Below are 22,920 nucleotides of genomic sequence, written 5' to 3' on the forward strand. Positions count from 1 at the left end.
TCATGGCCGAGCGACATCTTCTTTATCTCACCCACGCCGGCCTCCAGGCCTGGAACTGGAACAAAGGGGCACTGAAAGAAATCGCCCGTTTTGCCAGCGACGACGACGGCATCAAAGCCTTTTCGGCTCACCTCACCCGCCACCCGCAGGCGCGCTGCACCCTGGTTGCCGACCTGCCCGACGAAGCCTTCCACCTCGAAACCCTGCCCTTTCTGCGCGGCCGTGACCGCAGCCAGCTGATCGCCCGCCGCCAGGCCCAGCTCCATCTCGACACGCCCTACGTCACCCAACTCTCCCTGGGCCGCGAAGCCGGCGGCAGCCGCAACGAACGCCTGCTCTTCGCCGCCCTCACCCGTCCGGCCGCACTGCGCCCCTGGCTTGCCGAACTCGGTCGCACCGAAACCGTGCTGACCGGCGTACACAGCGCGGCGCTCCTCGGCACGGCCCTCCTGCGGCAGACAAGGCCCATTCCCCCCAGGGCACTGCTGGTCCACAGCAGCCCCGCAGGGCTGCGCATTTCGTGTTTCGAGCATGGCCTGCTGCGTTTCAGCCGCCTCGTTCCGGGCCTCGGCCCGTCCACTACCGGCCTCTGGCAAACCTGTCGCGACGAAGTCCAGCGCACCGCCCAATACCTGCTCGGCCAGCGCGCCCTCGACCGCGGCAACGCAACCCCCGTTCTGGTCCTCGCCCATCCCGACCAGCACGCCGCCATCCATATGGCTTGCCCCGACTCGCCGGATCTCGGTTTCACGCCGCTCAACCTGCCCGAACTCGCAGCCCGCTGCGGCCTGCAAACCCCACCGGACAATTCCGACTGTCTCTCGCTGCTCCTTCACCTCGCGGCCCGAACACCCCGCCAGCCCCAGTTCGCGCCGGGCGGCGAACTCCTGCAGCAACGCCTCACCCGCGTCGGCACCGCAATCGGCATCGCCGCCGCATCACTGCTATCTGCAAGTCTTGTTATTGCGGCAAAAAATGTCATCGAAACACGGCAGCTCGATCAACAAGCCGCGGCCATGCTCGCCGCCCGCCTCACCGAAGAAAGCCACATCGCCGCCCTGATCGCCAGCACGCCAACCCTGCCGCTGCCGCAGGAAACCCTGCAGGCCGATCTCGCCAGCCTTGGTACCCTGCAGCGCTTTGTCGGCGGCCCCCAGCCCTTTCTCCATCAATTGGCAAATATCCTCGACAGGCAGCCTGGCCTTGAACTCCTGCAGATCGACTGGTCAGTCCCCAGCCCCTCGACGGCAGCCCCACTGCAGCACATCAGCCTCGAAGTCATCCTGCCGTCCGGATCGGAGCCCACTGCCAGCCGCTTCCTCGACGCCCTGCGCCAACTGCCAGGCGCAGCGCTCAATGATGAACAGATGCCGGCCAGCCCCGACAGCGACCAGATCCTGCGCTCGCCCAGCACAGCGGCAACGCCCGAAGCCAGCCGGCTGAACGTACGCGCAACGCTCCGGCCCCCCACACCATGAAACTCCCCGACTCTGGCCGCCTGCGCCTTCCGCTGATTGCCGGCGCCATCAGCCTGGTCGGCAGTGCCGTCCTTGTTTACTGGAGCCACGCCGGGCGGCTTGCTGCCGAAACCATGCTGCATCAGCAACGCGCCCGACTCACCCAAACCCATACACGCCACCAGGAAGCACTCGAAACCGACGCAACAACCCGCCGCACCCTGCACCAACTCAACATCCTGCGCAGCGCCGGTTTTCTCGCCCCGCCAGACCGCCATGCCTGGCAAAACTACATGCAGGCTCGCAAGAGCAGCTACAAACTGGAAAAACTGGACTGGGAAATCAGCCCGCTCAAGCCTTACTCCCGCACCGAGCCCGACACCCTGCCCACAGCACTGGTCGCCACCACCCTTCGGCTGCGTGGCGAAGTCGCCCATGAAGGCCAGTTGCTCGCTTTTCTGGAACACCCCACACGTAGCGCCTCCGGCCTCTTTCTGCCCCGTCATTGCCACATCGCACGCACGACCGCCACCGAGCCCCCCTCCCGCCCCGCCACCGCAGCACTGACTGTCGACTGCGAGATCGACTGGATCAGCCTGAACCTGCCGGGCAGCTAAACCTTACAAAAGCACGGCACTCAACTATTCTTTCAAAAGCAACTACCCCGCCGAGACCCGTCCCCGGCAAAAAATATGAAAGCCGTATGGCGCATTCCATCAACTGCCGGTACTGCCGGCAGGCTCATCCCGAACGCAGCCTGAATCCCATTTTGAGCACGCCAAAATCTGTCGATTTTTTTTACATGGGTTCACAAAACGGTTCTTCGAATATTAAAAAAAGAAATTTTTTGTTTAAAAATCAGCAGCCTAAAAAAAACACAAAAACTGGCATGCTGATTGCTAAGTAAAAGAAAGGGCTACAGTGGCCCCTTTCCACAGGAGATTGAACAATGACCATGACTTTCAAGAAAAGCGTAGCCGCTCTGGCCTCCGTTGCTGCCCTGGCCGCCGCCGGCAATGCCAACGCCTTCCTCAACAACTGGTACATCGACGCTGACGGCGCTGCTGGCGCGGGCGCTGCAGTGCAAGTTGACGAGTACCTTGACCTGAACGGACAAGCGTATATCAACAACTCTTTCAGCGACGCCACCAACTTCACGTTCAACGAAGCCGGCAATTTTGCAACGACGATGGCCGACAGCGACCCCCTGAACAAGCCTCTGCCGACTTTTCTGATTTCGACTTTTACCGGCACGGGCTCCGGCACGGCTGGCAGCGGCATCACCTTTGATGCGGGCGGCATCCTGAAGGTCTACTCTGGCTCAGCCATCCCCGCCAACCAGATCGGTGAATTCGTGCTGCAACAAGGCCAAGGCGTACTGCAAAGCACCTCGCTGGTCCCGAACGGCGAAATCAGCCTGGTCTTCAAGGCCACCAGCCTTGACGCCGGCTACTTCTTCAAAGACGCAGCTCTGACCGACGACCTGGCCGTCGGCGTCGCTGCCGGCAGCAGCGTGCTGTTCGGCTTCGCCTCCACCAACGCTTCCGCGCTGGCCACCTGGAGCGCCAACGCCAACACCACCCTGACCTCGCTGTACAACGGCGCGTTCAACCCGGACATCACCAACATCGCCAACAACGGCACGACCCAACTCGTGATTTCGAACAACGGCCAGTTCCGTCTGGCTGTTCCGGAACCCACCTCGATGGCTCTGGTTGGCCTTGGCCTGACCGGCCTCGCCGCCCTGCGTCGCCGCAAGGCCTGAGCTCCGACAGACTCTTCGGGGCCTCGGCTTAAATCGATGCCCCACTGAAGACTGTCGCAACTCCCGAGAATCCGCAGCTCTTCGAGTGGCGGACCTGATCGGGAGAGTGGCTCGAATCCCCACCCAGCGGAATCCGCTCGGTGGGGATTTTTCTTTTCGAGAATCCCTCGTCCCTCCCGGGTTGCCACGCAAATCCAGACCCGCAACGGATTTCAGAACCGGGCCGTCGACAAACACTTGCCCCTGCGCCCGTTCCACGCGACCATACCTGTCCATCATCGACAGCCCTTCCGCGAGCAGGACTCCGGCCACGTCATGTCACTAGACCTTTACCGTCGGGATTTCACCCAGGCATTCCGCAACGTCGTGAGGCAGCGGCGGCGCGCGCTTTTTGCGCTCGTCACCATCGTCGGAGGAATCGTCGCCTTCCTGCTTGCCGGCGGCTTCATCCAGTGGATTCTCAAAGACATGCGGGAGTCCACGATCCACTCCCAGCTCGGTCACGTGCAGATCGTACGACCCGGCTTCTTCGAGCAAGGTCTCGCCGACCCCTACGCCTACCTGCTGTCCACATCCGACCCCGCCTATCAAACCCTGAGCAACAGCCCGGGCGTCCGCACCATCACCCCCCGCCTGGCCTTCACGGGCCTGATCAGCCACGGAGAGTCCACCATCTCCTTTTCCGGAGAAGGCGTCGACCCGGCCAAGGAAGGCGAACTCAGTCGCGCCCTGCAAATCGTGGCCGGACAGCCACTGGCCGCCGACGACGCACACGGCATCATTCTCGGCGAAGGTCTCGCCGCCAACCTGGGCGTCAAGACGGGCGACACGATTGTCCTGCTATCCACCACCACCCGCGGGTCGATCAACGCGGTGGAATGCAAGGTAAGGGGCATCTTCGCGACGATCACCAAGGCCTACGACGACACCTTCCTGCGCGTTCCGCTGCCCATCGCGCTTCAGCTCTCCCAGGCCAAGGGCGCCACGAGCTGGATCGTCCTCCTCGACAAGACGGAAAATACCGACGCCTTCATCGAGCAGGCCCGCGCCCGCACCGACGCCCAAAAGCTCCAATTCGTCGCCTGGCATGAACTGGCCGACTTCTACAACAAAACCGTCGTCCTTTTTTCCCGTCAGGTGGGTGTCGTCAAGATCCTCATCGCCCTGATCATCATCCTGTCGATCACCAACACGCTGTCGATGGCGGTGATCGAACGAACCGGCGAGATCGGCACGATCATGGCGCTGGGCGTGCGGCGCGGCGGCATTCTGCGCATGTTCGTCACCGAAGGCCTGCTGCTCGGACTGTTCGGCGGCGTCATCGGCATCCTGCTGGGCGCCCTCCTGGCGTTCATGATCTCCGCCATCGGCATTCCGATGCCCCCGCCGCCAGGCATGGCGCGAGGCTATATCGGCCAGATCATGATTTCCCCCGGGCTCATCCTCGAAGCCCTGGGCCTGGCCCTGTTCACGACCTTGCTGGCGAGCATCCTGCCCGCCTGGAAGGCGTCCCGCATGATCATCGTCGACGCGCTGCGTCACCAGCGCTGAGAGCCGCGCCGCCATGTTAATGAAACTCGCCATCCGCAATGTCCTGCGCCAAAAGGTGCGTACCGGAATGACGCTCGCCGCCATCATCTTCGGCGTGATGGGCCTGATCCTGGCCGGCGGCTTCGTGCAGGACATCTTCATCCAGCTCGGCGAAGCCATCATCCACTCGCAAACGGGGCATATCCAGGTATTCAAGAAGGACTTCCTCGAAAAGGGCACCCGCTCCCCGGAGCGTTTCCTGATCGACGAGCCGGAAAAGCTCGCCGTCCAGCTGGCCCGGCACGAGGAAGTCGAATCAGTGATGAGCAGGCTTTATTTCTCCGGTCTTCTGAACAACGGCAAGCGCGACCTGGCCATCATCGGGGAAGGCATCGAGCCCGACAAGGAAGTGAAGCTGGGCAGTTTCATCACCATTACCGCTGGCCGCCAGCTGACGAACAAGGACCGCGATGGCATCCTGCTCGGCGACGGCGTGGCCAAAACCCTGGGTCTGAAGCCCGGCGACCGGGTCACCCTGGTGATGACCGCCGCGGAAGGCGCCATGAACACCCTCGATTTCGAGGTGATCGGGGTATTCCAGAGCTTCTCGAAAGACTTCGATTCCCGCGCCGTCCGCATCCCCCTGCCGTCCGCCCAGGAGTTGCTGGTCACCAAGGGGGCCAACCTGATGGTCCTGGCCCTGCACAAGACGGAAGACACCAGTAAGGTCGTCGCCCGGCTGACAGGCGAGTTGCAGGGCGGCCCGCTGGATCTGCGCAGCTGGAGCAGCCTGTCGGACTTCTACGACAAGGCCGTGCAGCTCTACGACCGGCAGTTCGGCGTGCTGCAGATGATCATCCTGCTGATGGTGCTGCTGTCGGTGGCCAACAGCGTGAACATGAGCGTCTTCGAGCGCCAGGGAGAATTCGGCACGATGCAGGCCCTCGGCAACCGCTCGGGCGACCTCGTCCGGCTGATCATCACCGAGAGCGCGATCATCGGCCTGGCCGGGGCGCTGCTCGGCATGCTGCTCGGCGTCGTGGCGGCACTTGCAATCTCTGCCATTGGCATTCCGATGCCCCCGCCCCCCAACGCAAACCTGGGCTACACCGCCTACATCCGGATCGTTCCCTTCAACCTGCTGACCTCGGGGCTCGTGGGATTCGTCGGCACCGTGCTGGCCTCGATCGTGCCCGCCTTCAAGGTCACCCGCATGCCGGTGGTGGACGCCCTGCGCCAGAACATCTGACGCAAGGCCGCCTCAGTGACTACGAGCGGTAGTCGGCGTTGATCTTCACGTAATCGTACGAGAAGTCGCAGCTCCACAGGGTTGCCGCCGCATTGCCGCGGGCCAGGTCAACGCGGACGGTGATTTCCGCGGCCTGCATCACGCGGGAACCCGCTTCCTCGCGATAGCTTTCGGCCCGCCCGCCCTTCTCGGCGACCAGCACCTCCTCGCCATTGCTGGCAAGCCACACCCGCAGTTGCGATACATCCAGATCGTCGATACCGGCATAACCGATCGCGGCCAGGATGCGCCCAAGGTTGGGATCGGAGGCGAAGAAGGCCGTCTTCACCAGCGGCGAGTGGCCGATCGCATAGCCGACCTTGCGACACTCCTCCCGGCTGGCGCCACCTTCAATCTGCAGCGTAATGAATTTAGTGGCCCCCTCGCCATCACGGACAATGGCCTGGGCGAGCCAGATCGACACTTCCAGCACCGCAGCGCGAAACGCCGCATAATCCGCCGACGCGGTGTCGGCAAGGGTGGCATTGCCGGCCTGGCCGGTGGCAATCAGGATATAGCTGTCGTTGGTGGAGGTGTCGCCGTCGACGGTGATGCTGTTGAACGACAGATCGGCCACTTCCTTCAGCAGGGCATCGAGCACCGGCTGGGCGACATCGGCGTCGGTGGCCAGGAAACCCAGCATCGTCGCCATGTTCGGCTTGATCATGCCGGCGCCCTTGGAAATGCCGGTGAGGGTGACCGTCTTGCCGCCGATCTGCACCTGGCGGGAAGTCGCTTTGGCCACCGTGTCGGTGGTCATGATGCCGTGGGCGGCATCGAACCAGCCATCGGCCTTCAAAGCCGCTTTCGCGCCCGGCAGACCTGCAACCAGACGCTCGACCGGCAGCGGTTCGAGAATCACACCCGTGGAAAAGGGCAGCACCTGGCTGGCAGCAATACCCAGCTGGCCGGCAACCGCTTCACAGGTCGCGCGGGCGGCGGCCAAGCCGGGTTCGCCGGTACCCGCGTTGGCAACGCCGGTATTGATGACCAGGGCGCGAATGCCGCCGGCGGGAAGGTTGGCCTTGCACACCTGCACCGGAGCGGCGCAGAAACGGTTCTGCGTGAAAACCCCTGCCACTCGGGAACCCGGCGCCAGTTCGATCAGGGTCAGATCCTTGCGATTGACTTTGCGGACACCCGCCTCGGTGACACCAAGGCGAACACCGGGAACGGGCAACAGGGCTGCGGCTTCGGGGGGGGAAAGCAGAACGGGCATGGCTGGACTCCAGTAACGGGCGCCGGAACGGCAAAGACCGCCATGATAATCCGGGAGACCTTACCGGCGCACCCGCACCGCCTTATCCTGGCCGGAATCAGGCCGGGAGATGCCTCACGCGGATTCGGCGGCGCTCAGAGCCACTGCCAGACTGGCCTGCAGCGCAAAATGCTGAACCGCGCGCCAGCTTTCCTCCTCGAGAGCCCGACCGTTGCGATCGGCATAAAGCACGCCAATACGCCTCGTCGCCGAACCAAAGGGCACCAGAAAGGCCTCGTCGCAGGCGGTCACCTGCTGCAGACGCTCGGTTCCCGGTTTCTCGACGCGGGCGGCGTTGATCCAGCAGCCCTGCCCGCTGTCGATGGCCGCATCGACGACATCATCAGGGTCCCCATCCATCGAGAAGGCGAAGCGCCCGCACAACGCCTCCGCACCGGCCCCCAGCGCGATCTTGCCGTGCAGGTGCAGGCGGTCAGGAGTGAGCAGCGCGACCAGCACACGATCACAACCGACGCCACGGAACACGCCTTCGACAACCAGTTGCAGGATGTCGGCCAGCGGAGAGCGATCGAGGGTCATTGCCGCGAGATCCTGCAGGATACGCAGCTGGAGTGACGAGTCGGGAGCGGGCGGCTGGGCGGGCACATTCGTCTCGGGCTGCAGCGGAATGCGGCTCCGGGGAATGATCTGCGCCGCCTCTGAGGCCCCGAAGGAAGCTGCAATGCGCGCAGCCTCGCCGGCATTCGCCAGCACTTCGGCGTGGATGATGCTCAGCGGCAGATCCAGATAATCGGCCGTTTCGCGCAGAACCCGGCGGGCAGCTTGAGAATCCCAGCCCTCCTCGGCGGCACGGGCCAGCCGGTGGCCCATGACCACGGCCCGCTCCGGCCCGCGACTGCGCACATCGCCTTCGAGGGCCGCCGCGGCAAGCGAGCCCAGCTTCCATTCGCGCACCAGCCCACTGGAAAGATGCCGCAACGGAAAACCGAGCACGACCTGCTGAGCCTCCTCCTCGCGCATGTTCCCCTGGCTCAGACAGCGATCAAGCGCCTGCGCCTGCTCACCGCCAAAGCACCAGAAAGCCATTTCACCAACCCGGGACAACAGAGCCGCGATGAAAACCTCTTCGCCCTGCTGCTCGCCACGCCGGCGGATCGCCCAGCGCGCGTGCACCGCGGCATGGAAGCTGCGAGCCATCTCGGCGTGGATGCGGCTGCGCACGCCGCCACCCAGCAGGGAATCGATCAGCGAAACAGACAAGGCCAGCTGGGCGACCGGATTGAAGCCAAGCACCACAATGGCCCGGGAGACCGTGCTCACGGTCTGGTGGGACTGGTTGAAAAAGGCGCTGTTGGCAAGCCGCAGCACCTTGGTGGTCATTGGCGCATCCTTCAGAATCACCTGCGCCAGCGCTGACGCCGACGCCCGCTCGTCGCCGATGATTCGGTGCAGGCCTTCGACCGTACGGGCGAAAACAGGCATTTCCTGCCCGCGGATACGGGCGATCCAGCCAGAAAGGTCCTGCACTTGGGGAGTTGCACTCATTCAATCACCTCTCGCCGATAACGGCAGGGGACGTTGCAGCTTGAGGCAGCGTTAACGCATGAAACCCGCAACAGCGGGCTTCATGCGCCTGAACGGAATCAACAGGTTTGCTGCGCAGCCTCAGGACAGCTTGCCGTGGCAGTGCTTGTACTTCTTGCCCGAGCCGCAGGGGCAAGGATCGTTGCGGCCCGCCTTGGGCGCCAGATTGACATCCGGCTGGGCGGCGTCACGGGTGGGATTGGCGGTAGCGAGTGCTTCGTCGTAGTCGGCGTGGTGGTACTGGACGTTTTCCAGTTCGGGCGGCGCCTCGGCTTCTTCGAGCTGGGCTTCGGAACGAATCTGGACGGTCATCAGCAGCTTGGTGACTTCGGTGCGAACAATCTGCAGCAGGCTTTCGAAAAGCTCGAAGGCTTCGCGCTTGTATTCCTGCTTGGGATTCTTCTGGGCGTAGCCGCGCAGGTGAATGCCCTGGCGCAGGTGGTCGAGGGCCGACAGATGCTCGCGCCAGTGGGTATCGAGGCTCTGCAACATCACGTTGCGCTCGAAACCGTGCCAGGCGTTGGCGTCGACCAGCGCGATCTTGTCGGCATAAGCCTGGGCGCCCGCATCGAGGAGACGCTGCAGGATATCCCCGTCGCCGATGGTCGGCTCGGCCTTGATCCACTCGCCGACCGGCAGCTTGATCTGGTAGTCAGACTCCAGCGCCAGCTCGAGGCCCGGAATATCCCACTGTTCTTCGACCGAATCGATCGGCACGTAGATACGGAACAGGTCGTGGAGAACGCCCTCACGCATCGCCGTGATGGTTTCGGTGATGTCGCTCGTCTCGAGCAGTTCGTTGCGCTGCTGGTAGATCACCTTGCGCTGGTCGTTGGAAACGTCGTCGTACTCAAGCAGCTGCTTGCGCATGTCGAAGTTGCGCTGCTCGACCTTGCGCTGGGCGGTTTCGAGCGAGCGGGTGACCATGCCGGCTTCGATGGCCTCGCCCTCGGGCATCTTCAGGCGAACCATGATCGCGTTGAGGCGCTCGCCGGCAAAGATCTTCATCAGCGGATCTTCGAGCGACAGGTAAAAACGGCTCTCGCCCGGGTCGCCCTGACGGCCGGAGCGGCCGCGCAACTGGTTGTCGATACGGCGGGATTCGTGACGCTCGGTGCCGATGATCTTGAGGCCGCCGGCCTTGAGCACCTGCTCGTGGCGCAGCTTCCATTCGTCGCGCAGGGCGGCGATGCGGACATCCTTCTCGGCATCCGACAGGGATTCGTCCTCACGGATCAGCGACACCGGCTTTTCGACGTTGCCGCCGAGCACGATGTCCGTACCGCGGCCAGCCATGTTGGTGGCGATGGTGATCACGCCGGGACGGCCGGCTTCCGCGACGATTTCGGCCTCGCGGGCATGCTGCTTGGCGTTGAGCACGTTGTGCGGCAGCTTGGCGCGGGTCAACATGTCCGACAGCAGTTCGGAGTTCTCGATCGAGGTGGTGCCGACCAGCACCGGCTGACCGCGCTCGACGCAATCCTTGATGTCGGCGGTGATCGCATCGTGCTTTTCCTTCATCGTGCGGTACACCTTGTCGTTCTGGTCCTTGCGGACCATCGGACGGGAGGTGGGCACCACGACGGTTTCGAGCGCGTAGATCTGGTGGAATTCGTAGGCTTCCGTATCGGCCGTACCGGTCATGCCCGAGAGCTTGCCGTACATGCGGAAGTAGTTCTGGAAGGTGATCGAAGCGAGGGTCTGGTTCTCGGCCTGGATCTTGACGCCTTCCTTGGCCTCGACGGCCTGATGCAGGCCTTCGGACCAGCGGCGGCCGGACATCAGGCGGCCGGTGAACTCATCGACGATGACCACTTCGCCGTTCTGCACCACGTAATGCTGATCCTTGTGGTACAGCGCATGGGCACGCAGCGCCGCGTAAAGGTGGTGGATCAGCAGGATATTGCCCGGATCGTAGAGGCTCGCGCCCTCGCCCAGCAGGCCCAGGTTGGCGAGGATCTCTTCGGCGTGCTCGTGGCCCTGCTCGGTGAGCAGCACCGAGTGTGCCTTCAGGTCGACGGTGTAGTCGCCGGGCTGGGTGATGTTCTCGCCCTCGCCTTCCTGGCGACTGAGCAGCGCGGGCACCGCGTTCATGCGCAGGTAGAGTTCGGTGTGATCCTCGGCCTGACCGGAGATGATCAGCGGCGTACGGGCTTCATCGATGAGGATGGAGTCCACTTCGTCGACGATGGCGTAATGAAGACCGCGCTGCACCCGCTCGGCGACTTCATAGACCATGTTGTCGCGCAGGTAGTCGAAGCCGAACTCGTTGTTGGTGCCGTAGGTGATGTCCGCCGCATACGCGGCCTTCTTGGCCTCATGGGGCATCTGCGACAGGTTGCAGCCCACGGTCAGCCCGAGAAAGCTGTAGATGCGCCCCATCCAGTCCGAGTCGCGACTGGCCAGGTAGTCGTTGACGGTGATGACATGCACGCCCTTGCCGGACAGCGCATTGAGGTAGACCGGCAGCGTGGCGGTGAGGGTCTTGCCCTCGCCGGTCCGCATTTCGGCGATCTTGCCGTCGTGCAGCACCATACCGCCCACCATCTGCATGTCGAAGTGGCGCATGCCGTGCACCCGCTTGCCGGCTTCGCGGACCACCGCAAAGGCTTCAGGCAGCAGGGCTTCGAGGGCTTCGCCCTTGGCGATGCGCTCACGAAATTCGGCTGTCTTGCCGCGCAGCTCTTCATCGGACAAGGCCTGAATCTTCGGCTCAAGTGCGTTGATTGCGCGCACTGTCTGGCTGTACTGGCGAATCAGCCGGTCATTGCGGCTGCCGAAAATTTTCTTGAGAAGGCCTGCGATCATTTGATTTGGAAGGAAAAACGCGGCAAAGAGCGGATTCTATCATGTCGCCTCAAAGCGACCGTGACGCAGGACAAGGCGACCGCCACACTTGTCCGTTCCGGAGGATCTCCCTACGATGGGGGCGCTTCTTCAGAAACCAAGCCCAGATGGCCACGACCTCCATCAACAATTACCTTCGGGGTGGCGACAGCCTCGCCCGCCTCCAGGCCCACGCCGGCCGCCTGCTGCGCCTCCAGCGCCAGCTTGCTGAGCTGCTGCCGGATTACATGGCCCGCGCCAGCAAGGTTGCAAACCTGAAGGGCGACGAGCTGGTGATCCACGTGGATAGCGCCGGGCTCGCCGTAAAGCTGCGTCAGGCCGTACCCAGCCTGCTGGTCGACTTCGCACGCGAAGGCGTGCTGCTGAGGGATATCAAGATAAAGGTGGCCTTACGCGAATACCGTCCGCCGGCGCCACCCGCACCGGATCGGCACGTCAGCGAAACCACCCGCACGGGACTGGAAAAACTGGCGGCGAGCCTGCCGGACGACTCACCCCTGGCCAAGGCCCTCAAACGCTTCGTGAAAAGCGCGGGCTAGACAAACGGGACGAGCACCCGCTCGACGATCAGCAGCGCGAAGAACACCAGCGCGATGATCAGCGTATAGCGGAAGAGGCGCCATGCCAGCGCCAGGTAGCGCGCATCGCGGGTAAAGAAGTAGGCGAAGACCGAACCGGCGATTCCGATGCCCGCAAGCACGGCGAGCAGACGCAGAAGGAGCACGGCGCCGGCTTCAGTTGAGAGCCAGGTCGAACAGCCGGGCGACAGCCGGAGGCGTGGTCGCGTCTTCTTCGAAAGTCACGATCTCCCAGGCCGTACGGTCTTCGAGCAGCACGCGCAGGATCTGGTTGTTGAGCGCGTGACCCGCCTTGTAGGCGCTGTAGGCCGCCAGCAGCGGATGGCCGGCCAGATAGAGGTCGCCGATGGCGTCGAGAACCTTGTGCTTCACGAACTCGTCGGCATAACGCAGGCCGTCGGCATTGAGCACCCGGTATTCGTCCATCACGATGGCGTTATCAAGACTGCCGCCAAGGCCGAGGCCGTTGGCGCGCATGAACTCCACGTCCTGCATGAAACCGAAGGTGCGCGCCCGCGCCACTTCGCGCGTGTACGAATGCTCGGCAAAATCGACGGTTACCGAAGTACCGGTGCTATCGATGGCAGGATGGTTGAAGAGGATCGAAAAGCTCAATTTGAAGCCGTCGTAAGGCGTGAGGCGCACCCACTTGTCGCCTTCGACGTACTCAACGGGCTTGAGCACGCGCAGGAAACGCTTGGGTGCCTTTTGCTCTTCAATACCTGCGGACTGGATCAGGAACACAAAGGGGCCGGCACTGCCGTCGAGAATGGGAATCTCGGCTGCATCGACGTCGATGTGGGCGTTATCGACGCCCAGCCCGGCAAGGGCCGACATCAGGTGTTCGACGGTGTTGACCTTCGCACCGTCCCGCTGCAGCCCCGAGCACATCCGGGTGTCACAGACTGCGTACGGATCCGCGGGCAGGTCGACGACCGGCTCGAGATCCACGCGATGGAAGACGATTCCCGTATCGGGCGCGGCAGGACGCAGGGTCAAAGTGACCTTGTTGCCGCTGTGAAGACCGACACCAGTGGCGGTAACAACCGTTTTCAGGGTGCGCTGCTTGAGCATGATCGGGAATCCGCATTCAATTCATGAAATTTTAACACAGGCCACTTGCTGCACTGCAACAAGCAACTTCCCCGAACATGCCGTATCGCCCTGCAAAACAAAACGCGCAGCGGACGGAGGCAACCTCCCGCTGCGCGTTCCTGCGAGCCACCGAAGCGGCCCGGAGCGGTCAGTCCGCCTGCTTGCGCAGGAAGGCCGGAATATCCAGCGTGGACATTCCGTTGGCGCTCATGGCTTCGACGGTGGTGCGGGTGCTGCCGCGACGGAACACTGCGGGCATGTCGGTATTGGTGTAATCCACTTCCATGCCGATGTTGTCGGTACCCGTGCGGATCACTTCCATCTTGCGGGGCATGGCAGCAGCACGCACTGCGCCGAGGCCGGTGGCCACGACGGTCACGCGGATGCGGTCTTCCATGTTTTCGTCGAAAACAGTGCCGTACTTGACGAAGGCTTCCTTGGCGGCAAAGGCCTGCACCGTCTTCACGGCATCACGCACTTCGGCCATTTTCAGCGAGCGGCTAGCCGTGATGTTGACGAGCACGCAGCGGGCGCCGGACAGCTCGGTACCTTCGAGCAGCGGCGACACGGCAGCCTGTTCGGCGGCAATGCGGGCACGATCGAGGCCGGAAGCCTGGGCGGAACCCATCATCGCACGGCCCATTTCGGCCATCGCGGTGCGCACGTCCTGGAAGTCCACGTTAACGAGGCCGGGAACGTTGATGATTTCGGCAATGCCACCCACGGCACTGGTCAGCACGTTGTCGGCCGAACGGAAGCAGTCCTCGAAGCCGGCATCGTCGCCGTACACTTCGAGCAGCTTGTCGTTGAGCACCACGATCAGGGAGTCGACCTGCTTGGAGAGCTCTTCAACGCCGCTTTCGGCGACGCGGATGCGGTTCTCGAAGTCGAAGGGCTTGGTGACCACGGCAACGGTCAGGATGCCCATTTCCTTGGCGATCTCGGCCACGACCGGCGCAGCACCGGTTCCCGTGCCACCGCCCATGCCGGCGGTGATGAAGCACATGTGGGCGCCTTCCAGGGCCGCCGCAATGGCGTCACGGGATTCCTGCGCCGCAGCACGACCGGCTTCGGGCTTGGAGCCTGCGCCAAGGCCGGTCTTGCCAAGCTGTACCTTGGCCGGCGACAGGCAGCGGGAAAGTGCCTGGGCGTCCGTATTGGCCGTGATGAAATCCACCCCTTGCACGCCTTCGCGGATCATGTGGTCCACGGCGTTGCCGCCTGCACCACCGACACCGATCACCTTGATATTGGTGCCGCCGGATGCCTTTTCAACAATTTCAAACATTTACCTCGCCTCCAAGAGAAACTGCACTGACATTGCCGATGAGCAACCGATTGCTTATTTAGTGGGAACCGCAAATTTTACAACTAAATAAGGGGGTGTCACACATCGTTATTCATTTGAATTCAATCCGCAGAGCGGATCTCCTCCACCTTTAAAAATTACGTTCGAACCAAGAGCGCACTCTTGAAAAAACCTGCCCTACATTGCGCGTCTGGCGGGCCTGAAGGCCGCGCCGTTTCTGGGCCGCGCCTTCCATCACGAGACCCATTGCGTTGGCGTAGCGCGGTTCGCAGACCACGTCGGCCAGCGCGCCGTCGTAGCGCGGGTAGCCGATGCGCACTGGCATGTGGAAAACCTCTTCGCCCAGCTCCACCATGCCCTGCATGACCGCGGCGCCGCCCGACAGCACGATGCCGGAAGACAACAGCTCCTCGTAGCCGCTGCGGCGCAGTTCGGCCTGGACCAGCTCGTAGAGTTCGCAGACACGCGGCTCGATCACATCGGCCAGAGCCTGGCGGGACAACTTGCGCGGCGGGCGATCGCCCACACCGGGCACTTCGATCATTTCGGAGGCGTCGGCCAGGGTGTGCATCGCAACACCGTGACGGATCTTGATCTCCTCGGCGTCGGCGGTCGGCGTGCGCAGGGCCACGGCGATGTCGTTGGTCACCTGGTCGCCGGCAATTGGAATCACCGCGGTATGGCGGATCGCGCCCTGGGTGAACACGGCGAGGTCGGTGGTGCCGCCACCGATATCGACGAGACAGACGCCGAGCTCCTTCTCGTCCTCGGAGAGGGTGGCGTAGCTGGACGCCAGCGGCTGCAGGACCAGGTCGAGCACTTCGAGGCCGCAGCGGCGCACGCACTTGACGATGTTCTGGGCGGCCGACACGGCGCCGGTAACGATGTGCACCTTGACCTCGAGACGCACGCCGCTCATGCCGATCGGCTCACGCACGCCGTCCTGGCCGTCGATGACGAATTCCTGGGTGAGGATGTGCAGGATCTGCTGATCGGCCGGCAAGGGCATCGCACGGGCGGTTTCGATGACCCGCTCGACATCCATCGGCGAGACTTCCTTGTCCTTGATCGCCACCATGCCGTTGGAGTTGAAGCTGCGGATGTGGCTGCCGGCGATGCCGGTGTAAACATCACGAATCTTGCACTCGGCCATCAGCTCCACTTCCTGGATGACCCGGGAAATGGCATCGACAGTGGCTTCGATGTTGACCACCACGCCCTTTTTGAGGCCCGACGAAGGCTGCGAGCCAAGCCCCACGACGACCATGCGGCCGTCGGGCTTGAGCTCGGCCACCACGCAGGTGATCTTGGAGGTGCCGATGTCGAGGCCGACGATCAGTTCCTTGTATTCTTTACTCATCACTTCCCTTTTTTGCTCTCTTGCTTGCCCGACGGCTCAACTTGAATCGGCCGGAGGGCAAAACCACTGGGGTAGCGGAGATCGACCACCGCCACGTTCATGTTCAGTTGCGCCCTGGCTTTCGGGTAATACCCCACGAAGCGCGCCAGGCGCTCGTCAATGGGCGCCTTGCCCTGGTCATGGCCCAACTCGATGGTCAGGCCGTCTTCCATTTTGAGCTGCCAGGCCTCGCGCGCCGACAGGGACACGCCGACCAGCTGCTTGCCGAGCGGCCCGAGCTTGCCGGAGAACTCGTCGAACTTGGCCAGCAACACGCCGGACGAGCCTTCCGGCCCGCTGAAGACCGGCATTTTTGCGTTGCTGGCAGCGCTGAAGACTTCGCCGTAGCGGTTAACCAGGCGCATGTCGCCGGTTTCACCGACACGCCAGTAGGCCGAAGCAACGTGTTCCTCGAGGCGCACCTCGATGCCGCCCGGCCAACGCCGGCGCACGTCGGCGCGACGCACCCAGGGCAGCTTCTCGAAGGCTCCGCGCACGTCGTCCAGATCCACGGTAAAGAAATTTCCGCGCAGCGACGAGCGTGCCGCGTACTCGAGCTGGGCCGTGGTGACCTGGGCCAGCGGCGTGGTGACCACCACTTCGCGCAGCGGATAGACCGGCAGGCGGGACAGGGCGGCCACCGCGGCATAGCCGAGGCCGGCGGCACCGACCACCATCAGGGTGTCGGCAATGAGATTGAGGAGCTGGGGACGATCCCACAGCCCGTTGCCACTTCCTTCGCGCACCGCAGCCGGGCGCGCAGCGCGCGCACGCTTGCCCTGGGCGGGCTTGGCGCCGGCCTCGAGCGGTACGTTGGAAGCGGTGCGTTCGTCAGCCAAGGCGCGCTCCGGCAAGAATTTCCAGGCACAGGGCTTCGAAGGACAGCCCCGAAACCCGGGCCGACATGGGCACCAGCGAGTGGTTGGTCATGCCCGGAGCGGTGTTGATTTCAAGCAGGGTGAAGCTGCCGTCGCCCTTCAGGATCAGGTCGGCGCGACCCCAGCCGCGGCACCCCAGAACCTTCGCGCAGCGCACGATGGCGGCCTGGATGTCCTTTTCGAGGGCCTCCGGCAGGCCGCTCGGGCAGTAATACTGGGTGTCGTCGGTGAAGTACTTGTTCTGGTAATCGTAGTTGCCACCCGGAGCAACGATGCGCACCAGCGGCAAGGCCCGCTCGCCCAGGAAGGGCGCGGTGAGTTCCTGGCCGGTGACGAACTCTTCGGCCAGCACCAGGGAATCGAATCTGGACGCCAGCTCCCAGGCACCCTTCAACTGGCTGGCCTCGGTCACCTTGGTGGCTCCCATGCTGGAGCCTTCATGCACCGGCTTTACGAAGATCGGCAGACCGAGATCGGCGGCCACGGCGTCCCAGTCGGTCTGCTCGTCGAGGATCGCGAAGCGCGGTGTCGGCAGGCCGGAGGCCATCCAGACCAGCTTGGTACGCCATTTGTCCATCGCGATGGCGGATGCCATCACGCCGCTGCCGGTATAGGGAATGCCCATCAGCTCGAGCGCACCCTGCACCGTGCCGTCCTCGCCGCCACGGCCGTGCAACGCGATGAACGCGCGGTCAAAACCTTCCTCTTTCAGGATGTGCAGATCCCGCTCGGCGGGATCGAAGGCGTGGGCATCCACGCCGGCGCCCTGCAGGGCAGCCAGCACCGCACCGCCCGACATCAGGGAAATCTCGCGCTCGGCGGAGGTGCCGCCCAGCAGCACCGCCACTTTTCCGAATCGACCGCTCACTTCAGTTGCCACCTTGAACCTCGCCACTCACCAATTTGCCCGGCACACCGCCGATACTGCCGGCACCCATGGTGATCACCACGTCGCCATCCTGCGCCGCGGACAGAATCGCCCCCGGCATGTCTTCGATGTTCTCGACGAACACCGGCTCGATCTTGCCCGCCACGCGCAGCGCCCGCGCCAGCGAACGGGCATCGGCGGCCACGATGGGTGCCTCGCCGGCGGCATACACCTCGCCGAGCAAGAGCCCATCGACGGTGGACAGAACCTTCACGAAATCCTCGAAACAATCCCGCGTGCGCGTGTAGCGGTGCGGCTGGAAGGCCAGCACCAGACGCTTGTCGGGAAAGGCCCCGCGGGCCGCGGCAATGGTGGCGGCCATTTCAACGGGGTGATGGCCGTAGTCATCGACGATCGTGGCCGTACCGCCATTCGGCAGGACCACCTCGCCATAGCGCTGGAAGCGCCGGCCCACGCCCTTGAATTCGGCCAGGGCCTTGACGATGGCTTCATCGGAAACCCCCACTTCGGTCGCCACGGCAATCGCCGCCAGCGCGTTGAGCACGTTGTGGCGGCCCGGCAGGTTGAGCACGATGGACAGGCGGCTCGTCGTGCCATTCACGCGCACCACGTCGAACACCATCCGGCCCTCTTCTGCGTGGATGTTTTCGGCGCGCACGTTGGCGGATTCGGAGAATCCGTAGCGGACGATCTGCTTGGAGACCAGCGGCATGATCGAGCGCACGTGCTTGTCGTCGTCGCACAGCACGGCCACGCCGTAGAACGGCAGGTGCTGGAGGAAATCGACGAAGGACTGCTTGAGCTTCGCGAAATCGTGGCCATAGGTTTCCATGTGGTCGGCGTCGATATTGGTGACGACCGACAGCACTGGCGTAAGCAACAGGAAGGACGCGTCGGACTCGTCGGCCTCGGCCACCAGGAAATCACCCTTGCCGAGGCGCGCATTGGCACCGGCGGCGTTGAGCTTGCCGCCGATGACGAAGGTCGGGTCCAGCCCGCCTTCGGCCAGGATGCTTGCCACCAGCGAAGTGGTGGTGGTTTTTCCGTGGGTGCCGGCGATGGCGATGCCCTGCTTGAGCCGCATCAGCTCGGCCAGCATCTGGGCGCGCGGCACCACCGGGATGTGACGGGCGCGAGCCGCGACGACTTCCGGGTTGTCGCCCTTGACTGCGGTGGAGGTCACCACGGCGTCGGCTTCCAGCACGTTTTCGGCGGCATGGCCCTGGATCACGCGGGCGCCCAGCGCTTTCAGGCGGCGGGTAGCAACGTTGTCGCCGAGGTCGGAACCACTGACCTCGTAGCCGAGATTCAATAGCACTTCGGCGATGCCGCTCATGCCGGCGCCGCCGATGCCGACGAAGTGGATGCTTTTGACTTTGTGTTTCACGTCGTTTCCTTTAAGCGGCGAGGCCAGCGCAGACGTCGGCGACACGGGCCGTGGCATCCGGCCTGGCACAGCCCCGGGCCTTGGTCGCCATGGCCAGCAGGCGCTCGCGATTCATTTCCTGCAGCAGCGTGGCAAGGCGCTGCGGCGTAAGTTCGGTTTGTGGCAACAGCACCGCCCCGCCGGCATCGGCGAGAAATCGGGCGTTACCGGTCTGGTGATCGTCGACCGCATGGGGAAAAGGCACCAGCACGCTGGCCACACCCACGGCGGCAAGCTCGGCCACGGTGAGGGCGCCGGCGCGGCAGATGACCAGATCGGCACTGGCGTAGCGCGCGGCCATGTCGTCGATGAAGGGCAGGAGTTCGCCCTCGACGCCGGCGGCCTTGTAAGCAGCTTTCAGGGCGTCGATCTGGCGGGTGCCGGCCTGGTGCGTGACCTGCGGACGATCAGCCGGCGCCAGCAGCGCCAGCGCTTTGGGCAGGGCGTCGTTGAGGGCTGCGGCGCCAAGGCTGCCACCCACCACCAGCACCTTGAGCGGGCCACTGCGGCCGGCAAAACGCTCGGCCGGCGGCGCCACTGCGGTGATGTCGGCACGCACCGGGTTGCCTATCCACTCGCCCTTTTTCAGAACATCGGGGAAGCCCGTGACGACCTTGTCGGCAACGCCGGCCAGCACACGGTTGGCCAGCCCGGCGACGGAATTCTGTTCATGCACGACCACCGGCCGGCCGAGCAGGGCCGCCATCATGCCGCCAGGGAATGTTACGTAGCCTCCCATGCCGAGCACCACGTCCGGTTTGACACGGCGGATCTGCCCCAGGGCCTGGGCAAAGCCGCGCAGCAGGTTGAAGGGCAGCAACAGCTTGCGCAGCAGGCCCTTGCCGCGCAGGGCGGTGAAGCGCACCCAAGCGACTTCGTAGCCGTTGGCCGGCACGATGCGGGCTTCCATCCCGTCCGGATTACCCATCCACACCACCCGCCAGCCGCGATCCCGCAGGGCGTCGGCAACCGCGAGGCCGGGATAGATATGGCCGCCAGTACCGCCGGCCATGACCATCAGGGTGGGCATCAGGCGTTACCCCCCCGCATGATTTGTCTGTTCTCCCAGTCGATCCGCAGAAGAATGGCGAGCGCGACGCAGTTGGCGAGAATTCCCGAACCACCAAAACTCATCAGCGGCAGCGTCAGGCCCTTGGTGGGCAGGAGGCCCATATTGACGCCCATGTTGATGAACGACTGAACACCCAGCCAGATGCCGATGCCCTGGGCAACCAGGGCGGCAAAGTTGCGCTCCAGCGTCACGGCCTGCTTGCCGATGGCAAAGGCACGCTGGATCAGGATTCCAAACAGCACGACCACGGTCACCACGCCGGTAAAGCCGAGTTCCTCGGCGATCACTGCGAGCAGGAAGTCGGTATGGGCCTCGGGCAGGTAAAAAAGCTTCTCGATGCTTCCGCCAAGGCCAACGCCAAACCACTCGCCACGGCCGAACGCGATCAGCGCGTGAGAAAGCTGGTAACCCTTTCCGTAGGCGTCCTGCCACGGGTCCATGAAGCCGAGGATGCGCTGGCGGCGGTATTCGGAGAAGGTGATCAGCAGTACGAAGCCGATCGTCGCCACGATGGCGAGCAGCACGAAAAGGCGCACATTGATGCCGCCCAGAAAGAGCACACCGAAGGCAATCGCGGTGATCACCACAAAGGCGCCGAAGTCCGGCTCCTTCAGCAACAGGAAGCCGACAAACAGGATCACCGCGGCCATCGGCGCGAAACCCTGCTTGAAGCTGCCCATCAGCGGCAGCTTGCGGGCGGTGTAATCCGCGGCGTAAAGCGCGGCAAAAAGCTTCATCAGCTCGGAAGGCTGGAGATTGACGACGCCGAGCGGCAGCCAGCGGCGAGCGCCGTTCACGTCACGCCCGATGCCGGGGATCAATACGATCAGGAGCAGGACGACCCCGCCGATGAACAGCCACGGCGCCATCTCCTGCCAGGCCCGCATCGGGAGCTGAAAGGCCACCACCCCGGCGATCACGCCGATGGCGAGAAAGACCGCGTGGCGCACGAGGAAATAGGCCGGTTGGTGGCCGAACATGCGGCTGCCTTCGGCGGTGGCAATCGAGGCCGAGAACACCATGACCAGCCCAAGCAGCAGCAACGCCGCGGCGGACCAGATCAGCCAGGGATCAAGCTCGCGAGGCTGGCCGAGGGGCTGCATCAGGCGGTTTACCGCGCGACTCGTCTCCGGCGCAGTGCTGTCACCGGTGTGGCGGGCGAAGAAGCCGGACAGGCTGGCAACGAGTTTCATACGAGGCTGACGGAAGGCAAGCGCTGCACGGCGTCAATGAAGACCTGGGCGCGGTGAGCGTAGTTGCGGAACATGTCGAGACTGGCACAGGCGGGTGACAGCAACACCACGTCGCAGGCTTGGGCACGGGCATTGGCCTCCAGCACGGCGGCGTCCATGTCGGTGGCACGCACCAGCGCCACACCGCAACCGGCCACGGCGGCTTCGATGGCCTCGGCGTCGCGGCCGATCAACACCACGGCGCGGGCATATCGGGCGAAGGCATCCTTCAGCGGCGAGAAATCCTGGCCCTTGCCATCGCCGCCAGCGATCAGCACGACCTTCCGGCGCAGCCCTTCGAGCGCGGCAACGGTGGCGCCGACATTGGTGCCCTTGGAGTCGTCGTAATAAATCACGCCATCAGTGCGTTCGGCCACTTTCTCGACCCGGTGCGGCAAGCCGCGAAAGGCCTTGAGCGCGGCGACGAGCGGCGCGCGGGGCAGCCCGGCCGCCTCGCACAGGGCCAGCGCAGCCAGCGCATTGGCGACGTTGTGGCTGCCGGCCAGCTGCATGTCGGCGCGGCGCAGCAGTTTTTCATTTCCGCGAGCCAGCCATTCGCCGTCGTCGGCATGCACCACACCGAAATCATCGGAACAGGCCGGCGCATCGACACCGAAGGTGAACACCCGCCGGCCCGGCAGCGCCATGGCCATCACGCGGGCATCTTCGCGGTTCAGTACCTGCACGCCGGAGCCCTGAAAAACGGCAGCCTTGGTGGCGGCGTAATCGTCGAGGCCGGTGTAGCGGTCGAGGTGATCGTCGGTAACGTTGAGTACCGTTGCAGAAACCGCCTCCAGCGCCGGCCGGGTTTCGAGCTGGAAACTGGACAGTTCCAGCACCCACACCTGCGGCAGCGCCTCTTTCGCGTCGAGGCGGGCCATCAGCACATCAAGCGCGGCCGGGCTGATGTTGCCGGCCACGACACCATCCTGCCCCGTGGCGCGAACCATCTCGCCGGCCAGGGTGGTGGTGGTGGTCTTGCCGTTGGTTCCGGTGATGGCAATGATCCGGGAGCGATCGCCGGCGCCCTGCTCACGCAGGGCATCGGCCAGCAGATCCATCTCGCCGACAACCAGGACGCCCCGGGCTTTCGCGGCCTGGACCAGCGGCTGGCGGGGATCGATGCCGGGACTGATGGCAATGCGCCCGACGCCATCGAGCAGAGAATCCGTGAAAGGGCCGGTGACGATCTCGACGCCAGGCACTTCGGCGCGCAGGCGATCGACGCCCGGCGGCGCGTCGCGGGAATCCGCCACCCGCAGGGCCACACCCTGGCGGGCCAGCCAGCGGGCCATCGCCAGGCCGGATTCGCCAAGGCCGAGAACGAGGGTGAGATCGGTGCGGGCCATCAT

20 protein-coding genes are annotated in these 22,920 nt (G+C 64.1%); 7 read left to right on the forward strand and 13 right to left on the reverse strand.

What is annotated here, in order from left to right; translation table 11 throughout:
* Positions 1–2 precede the first annotated feature (2 nt).
* The 6 genes from Q1W26_RS10275 (at position 3) to Q1W26_RS10300 (ending at position 6,001) form a co-directional block, all read left to right on the forward strand.
* A complete protein-coding gene (locus Q1W26_RS10275) occupies positions 3–1,478 on the forward strand; it encodes a hypothetical protein (protein WP_300439409.1) in 1,476 nt (491 codons plus the stop codon).
* On the forward strand, positions 1,475–2,074 hold the full coding sequence (locus tag Q1W26_RS10280) for a hypothetical protein (protein ID WP_300439411.1): 600 nt from the start codon (positions 1,475–1,477) through the stop codon (positions 2,072–2,074). Before Q1W26_RS10275 ends, Q1W26_RS10280 begins: the two co-directional genes overlap by 4 nt.
* A gap of 86 nt (positions 2,075–2,160) precedes the next feature.
* Positions 2,161–2,364, forward strand: coding sequence for a hypothetical protein (locus Q1W26_RS10285; RefSeq protein ID WP_300439413.1), 204 nt, complete (start codon positions 2,161–2,163; stop codon positions 2,362–2,364).
* A gap of 42 nt (positions 2,365–2,406) precedes the next feature.
* Complete coding sequence (locus Q1W26_RS10290; protein ID WP_300439414.1) at positions 2,407–3,222, forward strand: PEP-CTERM sorting domain-containing protein; 816 nt, start codon at positions 2,407–2,409, stop codon at positions 3,220–3,222.
* 315 nt (positions 3,223–3,537) lie between these two features.
* A complete protein-coding gene (locus tag Q1W26_RS10295; RefSeq protein ID WP_300439416.1) occupies positions 3,538–4,773 on the forward strand; it encodes an FtsX-like permease family protein in 1,236 nt (411 codons plus the stop codon).
* A 19-nt stretch (positions 4,774–4,792) separates the two neighbouring features.
* Positions 4,793–6,001, forward strand: coding sequence for an ABC transporter permease (locus Q1W26_RS10300; RefSeq protein ID WP_366143663.1), 1,209 nt, complete (start codon positions 4,793–4,795; stop codon positions 5,999–6,001).
* A gap of 19 nt (positions 6,002–6,020) precedes the next feature.
* Here Q1W26_RS10300 and argJ read toward each other — a convergent pair whose 3' ends face one another.
* The 3 genes from argJ to secA form a co-directional block, all read right to left on the reverse strand.
* Positions 6,021–7,259 carry a bifunctional glutamate N-acetyltransferase/amino-acid acetyltransferase ArgJ gene (gene argJ, locus Q1W26_RS10305; protein WP_300439419.1) on the reverse strand — a complete coding sequence of 413 codons (1,239 nt, stop codon included), beginning with the start codon at positions 7,257–7,259 and terminating at the stop codon, positions 6,021–6,023.
* Positions 7,260–7,373: 114 nt separating this feature from the next.
* Positions 7,374–8,804 carry an HDOD domain-containing protein gene (locus tag Q1W26_RS10310; protein ID WP_300439421.1) on the reverse strand — a complete coding sequence of 477 codons (1,431 nt, stop codon included), beginning with the start codon at positions 8,802–8,804 and terminating at the stop codon, positions 7,374–7,376.
* Between the two features lie 120 nt (positions 8,805–8,924).
* Complete coding sequence (secA, locus tag Q1W26_RS10315) at positions 8,925–11,651, reverse strand: preprotein translocase subunit SecA (RefSeq protein ID WP_300439423.1); 2,727 nt, start codon at positions 11,649–11,651, stop codon at positions 8,925–8,927.
* A 146-nt stretch (positions 11,652–11,797) separates the two neighbouring features.
* Here secA and Q1W26_RS10320 point away from each other — a divergent pair, with 146 nt between their 5' ends.
* Complete coding sequence (locus Q1W26_RS10320) at positions 11,798–12,229, forward strand: DciA family protein (RefSeq protein ID WP_300439425.1); 432 nt, start codon at positions 11,798–11,800, stop codon at positions 12,227–12,229.
* On the opposite strand, the gene Q1W26_RS10325 is transcribed toward Q1W26_RS10320, so the two are convergent.
* From Q1W26_RS10325 to murD, 10 genes are all read right to left on the reverse strand, one after another.
* The gene (locus tag Q1W26_RS10325; protein ID WP_300439428.1) at positions 12,226–12,414 is read right to left on the reverse strand and encodes a hypothetical protein; all 189 of its coding nucleotides are present in this window, start codon (positions 12,412–12,414) and stop codon (positions 12,226–12,228) included. The two genes, Q1W26_RS10320 and Q1W26_RS10325, sit on opposite strands and share 4 nt — an antisense overlap.
* A 10-nt stretch (positions 12,415–12,424) precedes the next feature.
* Complete coding sequence (gene lpxC / locus Q1W26_RS10330) at positions 12,425–13,342, reverse strand: UDP-3-O-acyl-N-acetylglucosamine deacetylase (protein WP_300439431.1); 918 nt, start codon at positions 13,340–13,342, stop codon at positions 12,425–12,427.
* Positions 13,343–13,511: 169 nt separating this feature from the next.
* Complete coding sequence (gene ftsZ / locus Q1W26_RS10335; RefSeq protein ID WP_300439434.1) at positions 13,512–14,651, reverse strand: cell division protein FtsZ; 1,140 nt, start codon at positions 14,649–14,651, stop codon at positions 13,512–13,514.
* A 151-nt stretch (positions 14,652–14,802) separates the two neighbouring features.
* On the reverse strand, positions 14,803–16,032 hold the full coding sequence (ftsA, locus tag Q1W26_RS10340) for a cell division protein FtsA (RefSeq protein ID WP_300439437.1): 1,230 nt from the start codon (positions 16,030–16,032) through the stop codon (positions 14,803–14,805).
* Entirely contained in the window at positions 16,032–16,910 is an 879-nt protein-coding gene (locus Q1W26_RS10345; RefSeq protein WP_300439440.1) for a cell division protein FtsQ/DivIB, read from the reverse strand. Before Q1W26_RS10345 ends, ftsA begins: the two co-directional genes overlap by 1 nt.
* On the reverse strand, positions 16,903–17,817 hold the full coding sequence (locus Q1W26_RS10350) for a D-alanine--D-alanine ligase (RefSeq protein WP_300439443.1): 915 nt from the start codon (positions 17,815–17,817) through the stop codon (positions 16,903–16,905). Before Q1W26_RS10350 ends, Q1W26_RS10345 begins: the two co-directional genes overlap by 8 nt.
* Before the next feature lies 1 nt (position 17,818).
* A complete protein-coding gene (gene murC, locus Q1W26_RS10355; RefSeq protein ID WP_300439446.1) occupies positions 17,819–19,225 on the reverse strand; it encodes a UDP-N-acetylmuramate--L-alanine ligase in 1,407 nt (468 codons plus the stop codon).
* A 10-nt stretch (positions 19,226–19,235) separates the two neighbouring features.
* Positions 19,236–20,294 carry an undecaprenyldiphospho-muramoylpentapeptide beta-N-acetylglucosaminyltransferase gene (gene murG, locus Q1W26_RS10360; protein ID WP_300439448.1) on the reverse strand — a complete coding sequence of 353 codons (1,059 nt, stop codon included), beginning with the start codon at positions 20,292–20,294 and terminating at the stop codon, positions 19,236–19,238.
* Positions 20,294–21,529, reverse strand: a complete 1,236-nt coding sequence (gene ftsW, locus Q1W26_RS10365) for a putative lipid II flippase FtsW (protein ID WP_300439450.1) — start codon at positions 21,527–21,529, stop codon at positions 20,294–20,296. Before ftsW ends, murG begins: the two co-directional genes overlap by 1 nt.
* Entirely contained in the window at positions 21,526–22,920 is a 1,395-nt protein-coding gene (gene murD, locus Q1W26_RS10370) for a UDP-N-acetylmuramoyl-L-alanine--D-glutamate ligase (protein ID WP_300439452.1), read from the reverse strand. The genes ftsW and murD overlap by 4 nt, the downstream gene beginning before the upstream one ends.

Source organism: Zoogloea sp., assembly GCF_030157465.1.
GTDB lineage: Bacteria > Pseudomonadota > Gammaproteobacteria > Burkholderiales > Rhodocyclaceae > Zoogloea.